The sequence below is a fragment of the Limnohabitans sp. G3-2 genome (genome assembly GCF_002778275.1).
In the GTDB taxonomy this organism is placed as follows: domain Bacteria; phylum Pseudomonadota; class Gammaproteobacteria; order Burkholderiales; family Burkholderiaceae_C; genus Limnohabitans_A.
The window spans coordinates 190,261-208,502 of record NZ_NESG01000001.1; the positions used below are offsets into that span (position 1 = coordinate 190,261).

An 18,242-nucleotide genomic window follows, 5' to 3' on the forward strand; every position below is an offset into this window, starting at 1 on the left:
CAGCGTGGGTTGATTATCAGACGCCCGCTGCATCGGCTTGGACGGCCTGCACAAAGTCCTTGAGCGCGGTCTGGTCTCGGTCGCTGCGCCAGAGGCAACGGGTGTCGTAACGCACATCCACCGCGTCCAGTGGCACAAACACAGCCCCGGCCAAGGCCGATTGCTGCAAGGCCTGAGGCACCAAGGCCACACCCAGCCCCTGAGACACCAAGGACACCACGCTCAGCCAATGGCGCAGCTCATGCACCCCTTGCGGCATCCAGCCCGCTTGCTCACACAGCATCAGGATGCGCTCATGGTAATCGGGCGATACGGTGCGCGACACCACCACCAAATCCTGGCCACGCAGCTGCGCCAGGCTCAAACTGGGCGCTTGCGCCAAGGCATGCCCCAGCGGCAAACAGGCCACCAAAGGCTGACTGGCCACCAAAATTTGCTCAAAACCGGGGGGCACCCGGGGCGTGTGGACAAAGCCGACATCCAGCCGGTCGCGCAACAACTCGGACAGTTGTTCCGTCGAACTCAACTCCCGCAGCACCAAGCGCAAGCGGGGGTGGCTGGCCTGAAAACGGCTCATGATCTGCGGTAAACCGCAATACAACATGGTGCCGGCAAAGCCGATGTGCAGCTGACCCGACTGGCCTTCGGCCACGTCTCGCGCCTCACGGGCAGCGGCGCTGGCCTGGGCCAGCAGGGCGCGTGCGGCGGGCACAAAGGCCAAACCCGCCGCCGTCAGTTGCACGCCGCGGCTGTTGCGGTTGAACAAGGTCGCCCCCACCGAAGCCTCGAGCTGCTGAATGTTCAAACTCAAGGGCGGCTGCGAAATCGCCAGGCGCTGTGCGGCGCGGCCAAAATGAAGTTCTTCGGCCAGCATCAGAAAATAGCGCAGGTGTCGAAATTCCATGATTAAAATAATGTATTGATGAATAGGTAATCAATATTAGACAACTATTCATAAGCACCTGACAATCTGGGCAAGATTCATCTCACGGAGACACCGACCATGGCCACCACCAAAAACACCTTCAGCTGGGAAGACCCCTTCAACCTCAGCGCACAACTGACTGACGACGAGCGTCAGGTCCAAGAAGCCGCCCGCGCCTACTGCCAAGAGCGCCTGCTGCCCCGCGTGAAAGACGCCTTCTTGAACGAGACCACCGACGTGGCCATCTTCCGCGAGATGGGTGAGCTGGGCCTTTTGGGTGCCACCATCCCCGAGCAGTACGGCGGCGCAGGTCTCAACTACGTCTGCTACGGCCTGGTGGCGCGCGAAGTCGAGCGCGTGGACTCGGGCTACCGCTCCATGATGAGCGTGCAGTCCTCTTTGGTGATGTTGCCCATCAACGACTTCGGTTCTGAAGCCCAAAAGCAGAAATACCTGCCCAAACTGGCACGCGGTGAGTGGATCGGGTGCTTCGGCCTGACCGAACCCAACCACGGCTCTGACCCCGGCAGCATGATCACCCGCGCCAAAAAGGTGGATGGCGGTTACAGCTTGAGCGGCGCCAAGATGTGGATCACCAACAGCCCGATCGCCGACGTGTTCGTGGTCTGGGCCAAGGACGACGGCGGCCAGATCCGTGGCTTCATCTTGGAAAAAGGCTGGAAAGGCCTGTCGGCCCCTGCGGTGCACGGCAAGGTCGGCTTGCGTGCTTCGATCACCGGCGAAATCGTCATGGACGAGGTGTTCTGCCCTGAAGAGAACGCCTTCCCCGAGGTGCGTGGCTTGAAAGGCCCCTTCACTTGCCTCAACAGCGCGCGCTACGGCATCGCCTGGGGCGCCTTGGGCGCCGCCGAAGACTGCTACGCCCGCGCCCGCCAGTACGTGATGGACCGCCAGCAATTTGGCCGCCCCTTGGCCGCCAACCAGCTGATCCAGAAGAAACTGGCCGACATGCTGACCGAGATCAGCCTGGGCCTGCAAGGCTGCCTGCGCCTGGGCCGCATGAAAGACGAAGGCACCGCTTCGGTGGACCTGACCTCCATCCTCAAGCGCAACAGCTGCGGCAAGGCTTTGGACATCGCCCGCATGGCGCGCGACATGATGGGCGGCAACGGCATCAGCGCCGAATACGGCGTGGCACGCCACCTGGTGAACCTGGAGGTGGTCAACACCTACGAAGGCACGCACGATGTGCACGCTTTGATTCTGGGCCGCGCCATCACGGGGATCCCGGCTTTCTCGAATTGATCCTTGGCCTCGGCCAACCCAAGGGCTGCCGTCGGGCAGCCCTTTTTTTTTGGCGGGCCCAAGGTGCGCCAGCGCCTTGACGAACACCGGCGCAGGCCGTACATTACTAACCAGTCAGTCATTAATCAAGCCGTGAACCCCACCGATCCCATCGCGCCCCACAAACGTGAACGCCGCAAACAAGACCGCCCAGGCGAGTTGCTGGAGGCGGCTTTGGATTTGTTCGTGGAAAAAGGCTTTGCCGCCACCCGCGTCGAAGAGGTGGCCTTGCGGGCTGGCGTGTCCAAAGGCACGCTCTTTTTGTACTTTCCCAGCAAAGAAGACCTGTTCAAGGCCGTGGTGCACGACAACTTGGTGGTGCCCGTGACGCAAGGCGCTGTCGAAGTGGCGCAATTCCAAGGCACGATGGGGGAACTGCTGGAATGGATGATGCTGCAATGGTGGCGTCGTTACGGTGCCACCAAGGCATCGGGCATTTCCAAACTGGTCATGAGCGAGGCCAGCAACTTTCCGGACCTGGCGGTTTTTTTCCGAAACGAAGTGATTGAGCCTGCCCACGCGCTGGTGCGCAACACTTTGCAACGCGGCATGGACCGCGGCGAGTTTCGCGCCATGGACATCGATTTGACCTTGCACTCGGTCATGGCGCCACTTTTGTTTTTGGTGATGTGGAAGCATTCCATGGGGCCATGCTGCCCCAGCCATGAACAAATCGACCCTGAAGCGTTCATCACACAGCACGCCCGACTGATGGCGCGTGGCCTGTCTCCCACCTGATTTTCAACAGATTTTTGTCCCCCTCCACCATGAAAAAATCGACCCTTTGGATTTTGTCCGCCGTTGCCGCTGCAGCCTTGCTCGCTGGCGCCATGCGTTGGATGAGCCCACCTTCAACCAAGGCCACAGCGGTCCCCTCTCAGGCCCCCACAGCCAGCACGGTTGAATTGAGCGCCAATGACATCGTCCGCGTACAGGCCATGGACATGGTTTTGGATTTGCAGGTCTCGGGCACGCTCAAGGCCAGCCAGAGCGCCATGGTCAAGGCACGCGTGGCGGGGGAATTGATGGACCTGACGGTGCGCGAAGGGGACCTGGTCAAGGCGGGTCAAGTCATCGCCCGAATCGACCCGACCGAATACCAAGCGCGGGAGCGTCAAGCCAAACAACAGGCCGATGCAGCGGGCGCGCAGGTGGACATTGCGCAAAAACAATACGACAACAACAAGGCCTTGATGGAGCAGGGCTTCATTTCGCCGACCGCTTTGCAAAACGCGATGGCCAGCCTCAGTGGCGCCAAAGCCACCCACATGGCCGCCGTGGCTGCGCACGATGTGACCCGCAAAGCCTTGGACGATGCCATTGTCCGCGCCCCCATCAGCGGCCAGGTGGCCCAGCGTTTGGCGCAACCGGGCGAGCGCATGGCGATCGACGCGAGAATTGTTGAAGTCGTCAACCTGAGTCAATTCGAAGTGGAAGTCGGCTTGCCAGCCGCAGACGCAGGTTTGGTGCGTCCGGGCATGCGCGCCCAAATGAGCATTGAGGGCTTCGAAGAACCCGTGAGCGCCAAAGTTTTGCGGATCAGCCCCAGCGCCCAAGCAGGCAGCCGCAGCGTGTTGGTCTTTCTGGGCATTGCCGGAGAAGAGGGCCTGAGACAAGGCCTCTTTGCACAAGGCAAGCTGGGCACGAAAAGCACCCGGGCTTTGGCCGTGCCATTGGCCAGCGTGCGCATCGACAAACCACAAGCCTACGTGCAGGTCATCGATGGCGAACAAATCAAGCACGTCACGGTGCAAACCGGCACACGCACAGAGCAAACACAAAACGCCCTCACCCTGACTTGGGTGGAGGTTCAAGGGGTGACAGAGGGCACACAGGTCTTGACCGCCAGCGCAGGCGCCGTTCGTGAAGGCACCCAGGTGAAGTTCGCACCCGGCGTGCGCTGAAGGATAGCCCGCCATGTGGTTCACCCGTGTCAGTCTGAAAAACCCCGTCTTTGCCACCATGGTCATGCTGGCCCTGGTGGTCATGGGCTTGTTCTCGTACCAACGCCTCAAAGTTGACCAATTCCCCAACATCGATTTCCCGGTGGTGGTGGTCAGCACCGAATACCCCGGCGCTTCGCCTGAAATCGTGGAAAGCGAAGTGTCCAAAAAAATCGAGGAAGGCGTCAACTCGATCGCGGGCATCAGCGCCCTGACCTCGCGCAGCTACGAAAACCAGTCGGTGGTGGTCATCGAGTTCCAGCTGAACATCAACGGCCGCAAGGCGGCCGAAGATGTGCGTGAGAAGGTGGCGGCCATTCGCCCTACGCTGCGCTCCGAAGTCAAAGAACCCAAGGTGCTGCGCTTTGACCCTTCCGCTCGGGCCATTTGGTCTTTGGCCGTGGTGCCCACTGCGCCGACAGAGGGCACCAACGCCACACCCCATGCGTCGCTGAGTGCGGTAGAGCTGACCAACTGGTCTGAGCAGGTGCTGAAAAAACGCTTGGAAAACGTCCGCGGTGTGGGTTCGGTTGCCTTGGTGGGCGGCACGCGGCGCGAGATCAACCTGTATCTGCAGCCCGCGGCCATGGAAGCGCTGGGCGTGACAGCCGAGCAAGCGGTCAGCGCGGTTCGCAATGAAAACCAAGACCTCCCCGTCGGTGCGATCCGCTCCCTCGAGCAGGAAAGGATGGTGCAAATCGAATCGCGGATGAAGCGCCCCGAGGATTTCGAGCGGATCATCGTGGCCCGCAAAGGCAGCACCTCGGTACGTTTGTCCCAAGTGGCGCGGGTCAAAGACGGCGCCCAAGAGCTGGAGACCCTGGCGCTTTACAACGGACAACGCACCTTGCTGCTGACCGTCCAAAAATCCCAGGACGAAAACACCATCGATGTGATCGATGGCTTGGTCAAAACCGTGGCCGCGATGAACGGCCAAATACCCCACGGCATCCGACTCGAACCCATCACCGATGGCTCCAGGCCCATTCGCGTGGCCGTGGACAACGTGCGCCGCACCCTCATCGAAGGGGCCATCCTGACGGTGTTGATTGTTTTCCTGTTCTTGAACTCTTGGCGCTCGACCGTCATCACGGGCTTGACACTGCCGATCTCACTGATCGGCACCTTCATGTTCATGCAAATGTTCGGATTCACGATCAACATGATCACACTCATGGCGCTGTCGCTGTGCGTGGGCTTGCTGATCGACGACGCCATCGTGGTGCGCGAGAACATCGTGCGCCATGTGCAGATGGGGAAAAACGCGTACCAAGCCTCTTTGGAAGGCACACAAGAGATCGGGCTGGCGGTTCTGGCAACCACCTTGTCCATCGTGGCGGTTTTTTTGCCCATCGGCTTCATGGAAGGCATCATTGGCAAGTTCTTCCACGAATTTGGCATCACCATCGTGGCAGCGGTAATGATCTCGATGTTTGTGAGCTTCACGCTCGACCCCATGCTGTCAAGCATCTGGCATGACCCCAGCATCGAATCGCACGGCAAACGGCAAGGACCGCTGACTGTCTACGACAAAACCATTGGCCGGGTCACGGCTTGGTTTGACCGCGCAACCGACCAACTGGCCGAGGCTTACCAAAAGATTTTGGCTTGGGCCTTGGTCCACAAACGGAAAACTGTCTTGCTGGCCGTTGGCATTTTTACCTTGAGCGTCGTGATGCTTCGCTTCGTGGGCACCGAGTTTGTCCCCAAGGCCGACTTCTCTGAAACCACCGTGAATTTTCAGACCCCCGTGGGCAGCGCCCTCGAAGCCACAGAAGCCAAGGCCCAACAGGTCCAAGCCATCATCCGCGAGTTGCCCGAAGTGCGCTACACCTTGGCCACGCTCAACACCGGCAACGCGCTGGGCAAAAACAACGCCAGCATTTACGTGCGACTGGTCGATCGCAAGGACCGAAAACGCAATGTTGACGAGATGTCGGGCGTGCTGCGCCAACGCCTGAGCCAAGTCCCGGGCATCACGGTCACACACGTCGGCCTGCTGGACTCGGTGGGCGGCAACAAACAGGTGGAATTTTCATTGCAAGGCCCCGACCAGCGCGAATTGGAACGCCTGGCTTTGGGTGTGATGGAAAAAGTCCGCGACATACCCGGTTTGGTGGATTTGGATTCCAGTGTCAAAGCCAACAAGCCGACTTTGCGTGTGGACGTGTTGCGCGACTCTGCGGCGGACTTGGGTTTGGGCACCGCTCAAATCGCTGGTCCCCTGCGCACTTTGGTGGCAGGCCAATCGGTGGGCAACTGGCGCGCCCCGGACGACCAAACCTACGACGTGATCGTCCGTTTGTCTCCCGAAAGCCGAAACGCCGCCCAAGATTTGGACCGACTGCCGTTTGTCATGGGCAACGGGCCCGACGGCAGCCCGCGCATTGTCCGCTTGGGCCAAGTGGCCAAAATCACCGAGTCGACGGGTTCCAACCAGATCAACCGGCGCGAGCTGACGCGCGAAGTGGCCATCAATGCCAACACCTTCGGCCGCGCTGCTGGCGAAGTGTCAGCGGACATCCGAAAAATCATGGACCAGGTCAGCCTGCCGCCAGGCTACCGCTACCAGTTTGGTGGCTCCACCAAAAACATGGCGGAATCATTTGGCTATGCGCTCACAGCCTTGGCCATGGCGGTGATTTTCATCTACATGATTTTGGCCAGCCAATTCAAGAGCTTTTTGCAACCCCTGGCTTTGATGACCGCCCTGCCCTTGACCTTGATTGGCGTGGTGCTGGCGCTGATGGCGTTTCGCTCGACCTTGTCGATGTTCTCCATCATTGGCGTGATCATGCTGATGGGCTTGGTCACCAAAAACGCGATTTTGCTGGTGGACTTTGCCATCCGGGCCCGAGAGGACCAAACCGATGCCGATGGACGCCTGATCCCGGGCATGGCGCGCAGTGAGGCGCTCTTGATGGCCGCCAAGGTGCGTCTGCGTCCTATTTTGATGACCACCTTGGCCATGATTTTTGGCATGGTGCCACTGGCTTTTGCCATGACCGAGGGCTCCGAGCAGCGCGCGCCCATGGGCCAGGCCGTGATCGGCGGCGTCATCACCTCGTCGCTGCTGACCTTGGTGGTGGTGCCGGTGGTCTATTGCTACATGGACGATTTGGCCCAATGGCTCAGACGAAAAGCAGGCTTGGCCCCAGCGCGTCAGGGTGACGACACGCCAGCCCCTTAAAATCACCGACTATTTGAACAAGACCCCCGTAGGAGTTAGCCATGGACATGAATCAAGCCCGCTTCAACATGATTGAGCAGCAAATCCGCCCCTGGGAAGTGCTGGACCCCGACGTGTTGGCGCTGCTGTCCACCGTACGCCGTGAAGATTTCGTGCCTTTGGCGCACCAAGCACTGGCTTTTGTCGACATGGAAATCCCTTTGGGCCAAGGGCCCAGCCAAGTCATGTTGGCCCCACGGGTTCAGGCGCGCCTTTTGCAAGATCTGGCGGTACAAGCCACCGACAAAGCACTCGACGTGGGCACCGGTTCGGGTTTCATGGCCGCCTTGCTGGCCCACCAAGCCGCCAGTGTGCTCAGCCTCGAAATCGATGCAGGCCTGGCCCAGCAAGCCCAAGCCAACCTGCAAAAAGCAGGCGTCACCAACGTCACCGTCCGTCAAGCCGATGGCAGCCAAGGTGCAAGCGCCGACGGACCGTTCGATGTGATCGTGCTCAATGGCTCGGTCGCCGAAGTCCCTGCCACACTGCTACAACAACTGACGTTGGGCGGTCGTTTGGTGGCCATCGTGGGCCAAGAGCCCATGATGCGTGCCACCGTCATCACCCGCAACACCGAAACCACCTGGACCACCACCGAGCCCTGGGATTGCAACGCACCCCGCCTGTCTGGTTTTGCCGAGCCTTCCCACTTCAAGTTCTGAGACCACCATGGAACAAATTGCCCCTTCACAAGTGGCCGACTGGGCCTGCCAGCAAAGCCTTCGCCCTGTCCTCTTGGACGTGCGCGAAGGGTGGGAAGTGCAAACCGCCAGTGCCAAGGCGGACGGCCTTGACCTGGTGCACATGCCCATGCAAACCATTCCAGCCCGTCTGGATGAGCTGGACAAAACACGCCCCATCGCCTGCCTGTGCCACCACGGCGGCCGCAGCATGCAAGTGGCCCATTTTTTACTGCAACACGGCTACCAAGTCGTGAATGTGGCGGGTGGCATCCACGCTTGGTCGGCCCAAGTTGATCCAACGGTCCCTGTTTATTGAGCCTCGTTGTTCTCCCATTTCCGAAAGAACTCTCCATGACACTGCGCCTATTGCCTTTGACCCTCTCTTTGGCGGCTGTCTTGACAGGTGCCGCTCAAGCCCAGAGCTTGGCTCAGCTTTATGAAGCGGCCAAGGGCTACGACGCCAGTTTCAAGGCGGCCCAGTCGCAATACCAAGCCAACTTGGCCAAGGCAGAACAAGCCAAAGCTTTGCTGCGTCCCACCGTCGGCCTGGCGGCCACTGTCAGCGAAAGCGACTTTGACAGCCAAACCACCGTGCCCGATGCCCGGTACGGAACACGCAACGGCACGCTCAGCGCCAGTCAACCGCTGTTTCGCCCCGCCAACTCCGCGGCTTACCAGCAAGGCCTGAAACAGGCCGATCTGGCCCAAGCCCAACTGAAAACCGCGGAACAAGACTTGATCGTCCGGGTGAGTCAAGCCTACTTTGACGTGCTGACCGCCCAAGAAAGTCTGGCATTTGTCAAAGCCCAAAAAATCGCCGTGTCCGAACAATTGGCTGCAGCCAAGCGCAATTTTGAAGTGGGCACCTCCACCATCACCGACACACGCGAAGCGCAAGCGCGTTTTGACTTGGTCACGGCCCAAGAAATCGCAGCCGAGAACGATTTGCGCGTCAAGAAATTGGCCTTGGACCAATCGGTTGGCACCCCAAATGCCCAACCTTTCGCCATCAAATCCGGTGCCAACTTGGCCACCACGGCCCATGGCGATGTGCAAATTTGGGTTCAACAAGCCACGGAACAAAATCCCGGTATTGCACTCGCCCGCATTGCCCTGGAAGTGGCCCAACTCGAAACTGAAAAAGCCAAGGCGGGGCACATGCCCACTTTGGACCTGACCGCGTCATTCGGTGCAACGCGCTATCGCAACGGCAATTTGACTTCGCGCGTCGACAACAACATAGGCACCATTGGCCTGAACTTCAACCTGCCTTTGTACGCGGGCCATGCCACTCAAAATCGCATACAGGAAACTGTCGCCTTGGAAGAAAAGGCCCGCAACGACCTGGACGTCGCACAGCGCAATGTGACCCAAGCCACGCGCACCGCCTTCTTGGGTGTGCAATCTGGTCTGGGTCAAGTCAAGGCACTCGAAGCGGCTGAAGCCTCCAGCCAGAGCGCTCTGGATGCGAACAAACTGGGTTACCAAGTCGGTGTGCGCATCAACATCGATGTGCTCAACAGCCAAAGCCAACTCTTCCAAACCAAGCGCGATCTGGCCAAAGCCCGTTACGACCTGCTGTTGGGGCAGTTGAAACTGAGCCAGGCTGCGGGGGTGTTGAAACTGGAAGACTTGCAAAAAGTCAACGACTTGCTCCAAAAATAACCCAGCTGTTCTGTCCCCTCGTTTGAGCACTGTGGGTACCCCCAATCACCGTGTCATGACCATGTCCTGCGCGCGTGAACTTGCATGGCAAGTTTGAATTCATGAATCAACAATAAAAATGAATATATTGGTGGTTGGTGGTGCTGGCTATATTGGGTCGCACATGGTCAAACAACTCGGGCTCATGGGCTGTCATGTGACCACGCTGGACAACCTGAGCAACGGCCATCGTGATGCTGTATTGTTTGGCTCGCTGATCGTGGGCGATTTGTCCGACCGAGTCTTATTGGGTCAGGTACTAGAGGCCGGCCGTTTTGACGCGGTGATGCATTTCGCATCGTTCATTCAAGTGGGCGAGTCTGTGGAGCAGCCCGCTAAATATTACGACAACAATGTCATGAACACGCTTCATTTGCTTGATGCGATGCGAATGGCCAAGATCAATCGATTCATTTTTTCGTCAACTGCAGCGACTTTCGGATCGCCTCTGTACACACCGATTGACGAAGTGCACCCACAAAATCCCATCAATCCCTATGGGCGCAGCAAATGGATGGTCGAACAAATCTTGGAAGACTTTGACAGGGCATACGGATTGAAGTCGGTTTGTCTTCGCTATTTCAACGCTGCAGGTGCGGATCCAGAGGGTCAATTAGGCGAACGGCACTCACCAGAAACGCATTTGATCCCCTTGGTTTTGCAAACAGCATCTGGCAAGCGGCCCCATATCTCAGTTTTTGGACGTGATTACGATACACCTGACGGAACTTGCATACGCGACTACGTACATGTCAGCGACTTGTGTGACGCACACTGGTTGGGGCTGCAAGCCCTGTTACAGGGAGCCAACAGCGAACAGTACAACCTCGGCAATGGCAACGGCTTTTCGGTACAGGAAGTGATTGACACTGCGATGCGAATCACCGGGACAACCATTCCGGTACGGAATGCCCCGCGTCGCCACGGAGACCCTGACCGCTTGGTCGCTAACGCGACGCGAGCCAAAAAGTCACTGGGTTGGCTCCCGAAGTATTCAGATTTGGACGCCATTGTGCTTCACAGTTGGCGATGGGAGCGGCGCCAATAGGTTTGATGATGCCGTCACAAGCCCATTGATTGAATGAAAGCATTCATATCTTGACGCTCTTGAGCTGCGCTGTAGGTCTTGGACAGCTGATCGATCGCCTCATCAAATATGGGAAAGTGATCCATTGCGTCCAAGACCTCAACCTTGTCCAACACCTTCTGAGCAAATCTGACCACGTCTCCCGACTCGACGACATCAAATATCTCCGGTAGCCAGTACTCCTTCGCGCCCTGCCCCGTATAGCCAATGACCTGATTGCCCGACAACGCCGCCTCAAGCGGAGGCAAGGGGCACCCCTCAAAATGGCTAAAGGACATGAAAATTTTGGAACGCTGCAACAGTTCGGCCACGCCCACTTCATTGAGCCCATCAATAGGAACGACACGCCAGTGAGAAGGCAAATGGTTTCGCAAAAAAAAGAGCACTTTGGAGGAGTGATCGGCCAGTTTGCGGGGCATGTAAGTGATCAAATTTTCTTTAGCTTGCCTTGGATTAAAACAACTGGCATCGACCGAGTAGTGAACACGCAAAATTTTCGACTCAGTCCCCGGAAAGGCCATGGCAACACAGCGACTTGCATCATCAGAAATGGTCAAAATGCAACGCGCGCCTTGATAGGCTTCGTTCAAAATCTTTGCACACCCTTTGCTGATGTAATAACCGTTTTGGACAAATATGGCGAAAGGCACCTTCATCCTGGCAAGCTGGTCACCATATTTTCGTGCCCACAATTCGGGTAAAACAAGCATGTGCCGTTGAGGATCAAAGCAGCCATCAATGCCTGAGAGCGAAGGCTTACCCACCCAACGCCATTTAAAAAAACCCCGTTTAACTGGCACTTGAGACTCGAACCATCGAACCCTGAATGTCCATGTATTTGGATGCATAACGGATGCAGAGTGCCCCCGCTCGCTCAATAACTGATTCACAAGCTCAGCTTGGCGATAAATGACTTTAACGCCACCGACTGCTTTTTTGATCGGGTGACAAAGGTAAACAAGTTCCATGAGGTTTTCTTTGAGTCGTCCATTCATCGCAGGCGCGATCGTGCAAGTCGCCGCTCTTTCCATGCGCGCAATGTGTCGTTCCGCCTGATTATGCGACCGACTGAGCGGAAGTTTGCACACGCCTGCCAACCGTACAAATCAGTCAAAGTGAGGCATCGCGTGCGAAAATCCAACTTTACCGTGCTAACGTGAGGACAAAGTGACTGATATCCGCATGAATAAAATCGACAAAATTCAGAGAGGTATGCACGGTCTGTTTTTTGTTTTCGGCTTTTCAGCTTTTCTTCCACAGGGATTGAGTGCCGCTGTTTTATTGCTTGTCTTGATTGGCTGGCTCACATTCAGCAAACAAAGGCAACTGCATATGCAGCAATTGCCTTCGAAATCCATCATGCTGTTGCTGGCTGCTTTTGCGCTCTGGCCTTTCTTGGTTGCCGCTTATTACGGATGGTTCACCGATACAACAACACGTCTTTTCCATATGGCGAGAGTTGCATTGATGTTGCAAATGGGATTGATGACAACATCATCAGAGCGATTGATCGCCTTCAAAGGTCTTGTCTGGGGCGGTATCTTTACAAGCTTAGTCATGCTTGTTCATCAGGTTCACCCCTTGCCTGAATGGACTGTTTGGCATCACTTGCTTGAAGTGAAAGGGAGTCAGAGTTCTCGGGCCATGATCATGCTGGCTCTGACAGCAGGGGTGTGCGCCGCAATGTGCTTAAAAAATCGCCCATACAGCAGACCTCCATCTCTTCAATGGCTCACAATGGCTGTGTTTTTGGCCTTTGTTGTGGGATTTTTTAGCATCTCTAAAAATGCACAAATCATTTTGCTGACGCTTCCGGTGGTTTTATTGATCCATCATCATCGATCGGTACGTGGCGGTTTGATGGCGATAGCGTTTTTCGTATTCTTGACCGTGGTCGCCTGGAAATTATTCCCATCCTTGTCCGGACGCTTTACGCAGGCAATGGTTGAACTCCAAAACGTGATGAACAGCGGCAATTGTGAAAGCAGCGTCGGTGTTCGCTTCGCGATGTACAAGATGGCTTGGAGTCAGTTACAACTTCATCCTTGGGTTGGTACTGGCATCGGGAGTTTTGTAGACTACTGGGCACCGATGGCAGAAAAAAGCTGCCCTTCTACGGCAGGCATCAGACAACCACACAATGATTTTTTACTGTTTGCCATGGAAAGTGGCTGGTTGGGCTTGATCACCACCTTGGCTGTGATCGGCTGGTTTGTCAAAACCTTTTGGCAGCAAACCAACATTGACGGATCTGTTGGTTTGATGTTGTGCTCGACTTTCATCATCACTGGAATGGTGAACTCTCCCATGAGAGACGCGGGGATCGGTTTTGTCATGATCTTCTTGCTGGCATCTTGCTACAAAAAAACAACCCCGAAATAACGGTATAAATTAGCGATCAGCCAACGGTCTACTCAACTGCGGAAAGCCCATACACCTCTCCAGCGACCCCACATGCGGGCGACCAGTTTGGGGGAAAACAAGATCAACCTCAATGGCAACGCCAAAGTGGTCGTCCAAATGAGCTGCCTTCGCAAACGACTCGCTGCTTGGATAGATTGGTGTTTTTCCAGAAAAATCAGCTTCGATTGTGCATGGTGGTACCCACGCCAATACTCGCTTTGCCAAGGCGATCGGCCTCTCACCGAACCTCTTGACCGATGAAGCACCTTGACTTGCGGGCACAGAACCATGGGCAACTTCGCCTGAAAAAGGCGGAAACATAAATCATCGTCTTCGTAATACAAAAAGAAACGCTCATCAAAGAAGCCTGTCATGGCCATCCTGCTCATTCGCAACAGCATGACAGCGCCACAAACAAATCCAACACACACAGGACCTTCAGCACCTGCTCCGCGACTGCGCCAATACAAAGAGGGCCAGCGGTAATTGATCTCTGCTTTGCCGTCTGCGGCCATGAGTTGAGGCGCAACGAGGGCTGCATCGGGAAAATTTGCAGCAGCAGCCAGTAACTCGCCCAGGGATTTTGCAGTCATCTCGCAATCGGGATTGAGCAACAGGGAAAAAGGGGTCGTCACGCCTTCAAGTGCCCGATTGTTGGCCGCACCGAATCCGAGGTTCCGACCGTGCGACAAAACAGTCGCATGCGGCCAAAGCGCCTGAGCCTGTTGCGCTGTGCCGTCCTCGCTGCCATTGTCAGATATAACGACGTGTGGACAAACAGACAAAACGGGTGAGAGCATCGGCAAACAATGTGCACTGTTGTAAGTCACCACCACCACAGTGATCCGCGAAAAATCCGCACAACTCATACAACAACCTCGCTCATGTTGAGATAGCCTGACGACTGCAACAATTTAATGTGCTCAGCCACCGCACCACGCCCATTTTCCAAGAGCCGGACTGCCCCCAATCTTTCCCGTTGAAGCCTTTCGGGATCGGTCAATATCGCGATCACATGGTCCAATGCGGCGCGCATGTCTTGCACTTGCGATGCAGCTCCCTCTTGCTTTGCCAAGGCAGCCGCCTCTGAAAAATTGAATGTATGAGGACCCATGATCACGGGACATTCACAAGCTGCTGCCTCAATGAGGTTTTGTCCACCAAAGGGCTCAAAGCTACCGCCAAGCAAAGCAACGCGACTCAGCAAGTAATAGGCCTGCATTTCACCCAAGCTGTCACCCAGAATCACATCGGCCGATGTCACGATCAGCGCATCAGGCTTCCCGTCACCCCATGAGCTGCGACGAATGCAGCGCATTCCTGCTTGTTCGATTTGATCGTAGACCTCATGGAAGCGCTGAGGATGACGGGGCACCACAAGCCATAAAACATTGAGTGCCTTCAATTGCGCTGAACAATCTGGATGCGACTGCAAAGCTTGGATCCACAAAGACTCTTCCCCTTCGCGCGTACTCGCCAACATCACAAGGGGGCGGGAAGATAAAACCCCACGCCAGCGCTCTGCCAAAGTTCTGGCCTGCTCTGCAACAACCACATCGAACTTGAGGTTACCCACCACACGGACATCCGGGCAACCTAATTTTTTCAATCGCTGCGCATCTGACTCTGATTGCGCCAACACCAAAGTCAAACCTCGATAAGCAGGACCCGCAAGAACTTTCCAACGCATGGCTTGTCGCCAAGATTTTTCACTCATACGGGCATTGATCAAACACAACGGCATACCCGCACGCTGGCAAGCCATAACCAGGCTCGGCCAGACTTCCGTTTCCATGAGCAACCCTATCCGAGGCTTGAAATGCTGCAAAAACTGATGTGTTGCCTGCGCTGTGTCCCAAGGCAACCAAGCCTGCACATCGTCAGGCTTCAACAACGACCGCCCCTGCACCAAACCAGTGGCAGTGCTGTGCGTCAACAGAAGACGCATGCCAGGAAAAGCCAAACGCAATGCGGGTAACAGCAACGCTGCGGCACGGGTTTCGCCCAAAGAAACAGCATGCAACCAGACGAAGCCTCCCGTGGGAATGTCACCCGCATACTGCCCAAAGCGCTGAGCCACATTCAACACATATTCTGGCTCTTTCTGCGCTCGCAGACGCAACTTGCGACGAAGCAAGGGCTGCAAAATTCTCAATACAAAATCGTACGCGCTCAATGCCAAGCGCTCAACCAGAGTCCATTTGCAGCTTGCCTGCGACATCAAGCTGTGGCCTTTTCAAATAATTGGCGATAAACCTGACCAATGCCCTCGGCCTCTCGCGCCAGTGAAAAGTGCTCGGTGACACGCACACGCGCGGCCTCGCCCATATGGGCCGAATGCACCGGGTCAGCCATGACAGACAACACAGCGCGGCTCAGGCCATCCACATCACCGGTATCCACCATTTCACCTGTTTCACCCGGTATGGCCAATTGGTCGAACGCTCCGGTACGAGAACACACCAGGGCACAACCCGTTGCTGCAGCCTCGAACGGTGTCAAGCCAAACGGTTCATAACGAGGACAGGCCACACACAACAGACAGCGCTGGTACCACAGGTGCACTTCGCCTGCGGGCACTTCACCCAAAAAGACAATGCGGTCATGCAAGCCCGCTGCATCGATCTGTCGCTGGAGGTCTTGTTGATAGGCTTGGTGTTGGGGTTGTGCCAAACCCGCGATCACGGCCGTCGCACCCGGCAACTGCGGCAAGGCCTGAATCATGGCGTGCACGAACACATCGCTGCCTTTGTCGGGGCGAACCCGGCCAAACACTCCAATTCCGAACTGTCCCGGCAAGCCCGAGTCGGCCCATGCCTTCAGTTTGTCTGGGGGCGGACTGAATCGTGACAAATCAATCCCATGCGGTACCACTGCAGTGGTATTGGGCACGAAACTGGCGGCCAGGGGCGTGGTGGAGATGACCGCGTCCATTTTGGAAATCAACCAGCGCGGAAAGCGCCCGTGCAAATGCTGAGCGGCCGACGTAAAAACCAGTTTGATCGGCAAACCCAACACATCACGCGCAAAAATTGCCGCCATCATTTCAGGATCCCGCCGCACATGCCATATGCGAAAAGATCTTCCTGCCGGCGGTTTGCGCGAAAGTTGGATCGCCTGACCCAGCGTCATGCCATTGATGCCATTGGACATGCGCGTGCCACAAAACCCTAAGCGCCAGTGCGTGGCCTGCAATGGCACAAGCGCATTGATGGTGGCAGACACGCCGGTATAGCGTTGCTTGAGATTGAACACGATGACTTCAGGATCATCGCTCAGCAAAGAATCAGATGTATTCATGAATGATCTTCTTGACAACCCGACTCAATGCGCCGAAGCGCCCACCTGCGCATCCGGTTTGACCGAACGCAACAAAGCCAGCATATCGGTCTCGATGCGGTGCAAGGCTGCTTCGGTTTGCCCCTCAAAACGCAGCACCAGCACCGGCGTGGTGTTGGAAGCGCGAATCAAGCCAAAGCCATCGGGCCAATCCACCCGCAGGCCATCGATATCGGAGACTTGGGCTGGGGCACTGAAGGCGTTGGCCGCTTGGGCTTGCAAGGCTTTCGTCACCCGATGCGGCTCGCCTTCTGCGCAAGCCACGTTCAGCTCGGGCGTGCTGAAGCTGCTGGGCAGCGCATGGAGCACCACGTTGGCGTCTGGGCTTCGGCTCACAATCTCCAGCAGGCGGGCACCGGCATAGGTGCCGTCGTCAAAGCCGTACCAACGCTCTTTGAAAAAGATGTGGCCACTCATCTCGCCGCCCAAGGGGGCTTGGCCCCCTGCGGCTTCGATGGCCTTCATCTTGGCTTTGATGAGCGAGTGGCCGGTTTTGTACATCAAGGCCTGGCCGCCTGCCGCCTCGATGGCCGGGGCCAGGCGCTGCGAGCATTTCACATCAAACAAGACCGTGCCGCCGGGCACACGGCTGAGCACATCTTCCGCAAACAGCTGCATCTGGCGGTCAGGGTAAATGTTGTGACCGTCTTGGGTCACGATGCCCAAACGGTCACCGTCGCCATCGAAAGCCAAACCCAACTCGGCGCCTGTCGTTTTCAGGGCTTCCATCAGGTCCAGCAAGTTTTCGGGCTTGCTCGGGTCCGGGTGGTGGTTGGGGAACTCGCCATCGACCTCGCTGAACAACTCGATCACTTCGCAGCCCAGCGCACGAAAGATGGCGGGGGCCGAAGCACCCGCGATGCCGTTCCCCGAATCCACCACGATCTTCATCGGCCGCGCCAAGCGCACATCGCCCACGATGCGCTGTGTGTAGTCGGCCAAGACATCCAGCTGCCGGATGCCACCGCCAGCACACAGCTGCCAGCTTTCGGCTTCCATCATCTGGCGCAAAGCCTGGATTTCGTCGCCGTAGATGGCGCGACCGGCCAAGACCATCTTGAAACCGTTGTAGTCCTTGGGGTTGTGGCTGCCGGTGACCTGAATGCCACTTTGGCAAACGGTGTTGGCCGCAAAGTAGAGCATGGGGGTGGTGGCCATCCCGATGTCGATGACCTCCATACCCGAGGCCACCAGCCCGCGAATGAGCGCTGCCGAGAGGCTGGGCCCACTCAAGCGGCCATCACGCCCCACAGCCACCTGGGTCTGCCCCTCGGCCATGGCTTGGGTACCAAACGCTTTGCCCAGACCTTCGGCCACCGACTCGTTGAGCGTGGACGGCACCACACCCCGGATGTCATAGGCTTTGAAGATGGCAGCAGTCACTTGCATGTGGAACCCGTTTGTACTCAAGTAAATAGCATCCATTGTAGGTGTCATTGCGCAGCTGGTATGCCCAAACAGGCGCGCAACACCCTGTCCGAAAATGTCCCGTGCTGTAGGTTTTTGGGACTAACATCCCTCGCATGCACGCCCCGCAGACACGGCCTTCAGACGATCCGCCATCGCCCCTACCCACGGCCAATGCGCACGCCAGGACAAGCCTCACCCCACCACTGCCCACGCC

At 57.0% G+C, this 18,242-nt stretch carries 15 protein-coding genes; 9 read left to right on the forward strand and 6 right to left on the reverse strand.

The annotated features are described in order from the left end of the window. Positions 1-16: 16 nt before the first annotated feature. On the reverse strand, positions 17-904 hold the full coding sequence (locus B9Z31_RS00960; RefSeq protein ID WP_100117697.1) for a LysR family transcriptional regulator: 888 nt from the start codon (positions 902-904) through the stop codon (positions 17-19). Between the two features lie 99 nt (positions 905-1,003). On the opposite strand from B9Z31_RS00960, the gene B9Z31_RS00965 reads away from it, so the two are divergent. The 8 genes from B9Z31_RS00965 to galE all read left to right on the forward strand — a co-directional run bounded on the left by B9Z31_RS00965 (position 1,004) and on the right by galE (position 10,837). Next, complete coding sequence (locus B9Z31_RS00965; protein ID WP_100117698.1) at positions 1,004-2,191, forward strand: acyl-CoA dehydrogenase; 1,188 nt, start codon at positions 1,004-1,006, stop codon at positions 2,189-2,191. 132 nt (positions 2,192-2,323) lie between these two features. Beyond that, positions 2,324-2,968 (forward strand): TetR/AcrR family transcriptional regulator, encoded by a 645-nt coding sequence (locus B9Z31_RS00970; RefSeq protein WP_100117699.1) that lies wholly within the window; start codon positions 2,324-2,326, stop codon positions 2,966-2,968. 29 nt (positions 2,969-2,997) lie between these two features. Further along, positions 2,998-4,134 carry an efflux RND transporter periplasmic adaptor subunit gene (locus B9Z31_RS00975; protein WP_100117700.1) on the forward strand — a complete coding sequence of 379 codons (1,137 nt, stop codon included), beginning with the start codon at positions 2,998-3,000 and terminating at the stop codon, positions 4,132-4,134. A 13-nt stretch (positions 4,135-4,147) separates the two neighbouring features. Next, complete coding sequence (locus B9Z31_RS00980) at positions 4,148-7,363, forward strand: efflux RND transporter permease subunit (RefSeq protein WP_100117701.1); 3,216 nt, start codon at positions 4,148-4,150, stop codon at positions 7,361-7,363. 41 nt (positions 7,364-7,404) lie between these two features. Beyond that, positions 7,405-8,064, forward strand: a complete 660-nt coding sequence (locus B9Z31_RS00985; RefSeq protein ID WP_100117702.1) for a protein-L-isoaspartate O-methyltransferase — start codon at positions 7,405-7,407, stop codon at positions 8,062-8,064. A gap of 7 nt (positions 8,065-8,071) precedes the next feature. Continuing rightward, a complete protein-coding gene (locus B9Z31_RS00990) occupies positions 8,072-8,401 on the forward strand; it encodes a rhodanese-like domain-containing protein (protein ID WP_100117703.1) in 330 nt (109 codons plus the stop codon). Positions 8,402-8,436: 35 nt separating this feature from the next. Beyond that, positions 8,437-9,750, forward strand: coding sequence for a TolC family outer membrane protein (locus B9Z31_RS00995; protein WP_100117704.1), 1,314 nt, complete (start codon positions 8,437-8,439; stop codon positions 9,748-9,750). A gap of 118 nt (positions 9,751-9,868) precedes the next feature. Further along, entirely contained in the window at positions 9,869-10,837 is a 969-nt protein-coding gene (gene galE, locus B9Z31_RS01000) for a UDP-glucose 4-epimerase GalE (RefSeq protein WP_100117705.1), read from the forward strand. Between the two features lie 14 nt (positions 10,838-10,851). On the opposite strand, the gene B9Z31_RS01005 is transcribed toward galE, so the two are convergent. Beyond that, on the reverse strand, positions 10,852-11,844 hold the full coding sequence (locus B9Z31_RS01005) for a glycosyltransferase family 4 protein (RefSeq protein WP_143473799.1): 993 nt from the start codon (positions 11,842-11,844) through the stop codon (positions 10,852-10,854). Between the two features lie 214 nt (positions 11,845-12,058). Here B9Z31_RS01005 and B9Z31_RS01010 point away from each other — a divergent pair, with 214 nt between their 5' ends. Then, entirely contained in the window at positions 12,059-13,258 is a 1,200-nt protein-coding gene (locus tag B9Z31_RS01010; protein WP_143473800.1) for an O-antigen ligase, read from the forward strand. A 32-nt stretch (positions 13,259-13,290) separates the two neighbouring features. Here the strand turns inward: B9Z31_RS01010 and B9Z31_RS01015 are convergent, their stop codons facing one another. From B9Z31_RS01015 to B9Z31_RS01030, 4 genes are read right to left on the reverse strand one after another with little or no spacing between them, the layout of a single operon-like run. Further along, positions 13,291-14,148, reverse strand: a complete 858-nt coding sequence (locus B9Z31_RS01015) for a glycosyltransferase family 2 protein (protein WP_100117708.1) — start codon at positions 14,146-14,148, stop codon at positions 13,291-13,293. Next, positions 14,145-15,500: a 3-deoxy-D-manno-octulosonic acid transferase gene (locus B9Z31_RS01020; protein WP_100117709.1), complete on the reverse strand. Its 1,356-nt coding sequence runs from the start codon at positions 15,498-15,500 to the stop codon at positions 14,145-14,147. The genes B9Z31_RS01015 and B9Z31_RS01020 overlap by 4 nt, the downstream gene beginning before the upstream one ends. After that, positions 15,500-16,579, reverse strand: coding sequence for a glycosyltransferase family 4 protein (locus B9Z31_RS01025; RefSeq protein WP_100117710.1), 1,080 nt, complete (start codon positions 16,577-16,579; stop codon positions 15,500-15,502). Before B9Z31_RS01025 ends, B9Z31_RS01020 begins: the two co-directional genes overlap by 1 nt. Before the next feature lie 24 nt (positions 16,580-16,603). Then, on the reverse strand, positions 16,604-18,007 hold the full coding sequence (locus B9Z31_RS01030) for a phosphomannomutase/phosphoglucomutase (RefSeq protein WP_100117711.1): 1,404 nt from the start codon (positions 18,005-18,007) through the stop codon (positions 16,604-16,606). Positions 18,008-18,242 lie beyond the last annotated feature (235 nt).

Coding starts and splice junctions, on each gene's coding strand:
- B9Z31_RS01010 (WP_143473800.1), top strand. CDS start 12,059: ATGAATAAAATCGACAAAATTCAGAGAGGTATGCACGGTCTGTTTTTT.
- B9Z31_RS00995 (WP_100117704.1), top strand. CDS start 8,437: ATGACACTGCGCCTATTGCCTTTGACCCTCTCTTTGGCGGCTGTCTTG.
- B9Z31_RS00990 (WP_100117703.1), top strand. CDS start 8,072: ATGGAACAAATTGCCCCTTCACAAGTGGCCGACTGGGCCTGCCAGCAA.
- B9Z31_RS01025 (WP_100117710.1), bottom strand. CDS start 16,579: ATGAATACATCTGATTCTTTGCTGAGCGATGATCCTGAAGTCATCGTG.
- B9Z31_RS01020 (WP_100117709.1), bottom strand. CDS start 15,500: ATGTCGCAGGCAAGCTGCAAATGGACTCTGGTTGAGCGCTTGGCATTG.
- B9Z31_RS00965 (WP_100117698.1), top strand. CDS start 1,004: ATGGCCACCACCAAAAACACCTTCAGCTGGGAAGACCCCTTCAACCTC.
- B9Z31_RS01015 (WP_100117708.1), bottom strand. CDS start 14,148: ATGAGTTGTGCGGATTTTTCGCGGATCACTGTGGTGGTGGTGACTTAC.
- B9Z31_RS00985 (WP_100117702.1), top strand. CDS start 7,405: ATGGACATGAATCAAGCCCGCTTCAACATGATTGAGCAGCAAATCCGC.
- B9Z31_RS00960 (WP_100117697.1), bottom strand. CDS start 904: ATGGAATTTCGACACCTGCGCTATTTTCTGATGCTGGCCGAAGAACTT.
- B9Z31_RS01005 (WP_143473799.1), bottom strand. CDS start 11,844: ATGGAACTTGTTTACCTTTGTCACCCGATCAAAAAAGCAGTCGGTGGC.
- B9Z31_RS00975 (WP_100117700.1), top strand. CDS start 2,998: ATGAAAAAATCGACCCTTTGGATTTTGTCCGCCGTTGCCGCTGCAGCC.
- B9Z31_RS01030 (WP_100117711.1), bottom strand. CDS start 18,007: ATGCAAGTGACTGCTGCCATCTTCAAAGCCTATGACATCCGGGGTGTG.
- galE (WP_100117705.1), top strand. CDS start 9,869: ATGAATATATTGGTGGTTGGTGGTGCTGGCTATATTGGGTCGCACATG.
- B9Z31_RS00980 (WP_100117701.1), top strand. CDS start 4,148: ATGTGGTTCACCCGTGTCAGTCTGAAAAACCCCGTCTTTGCCACCATG.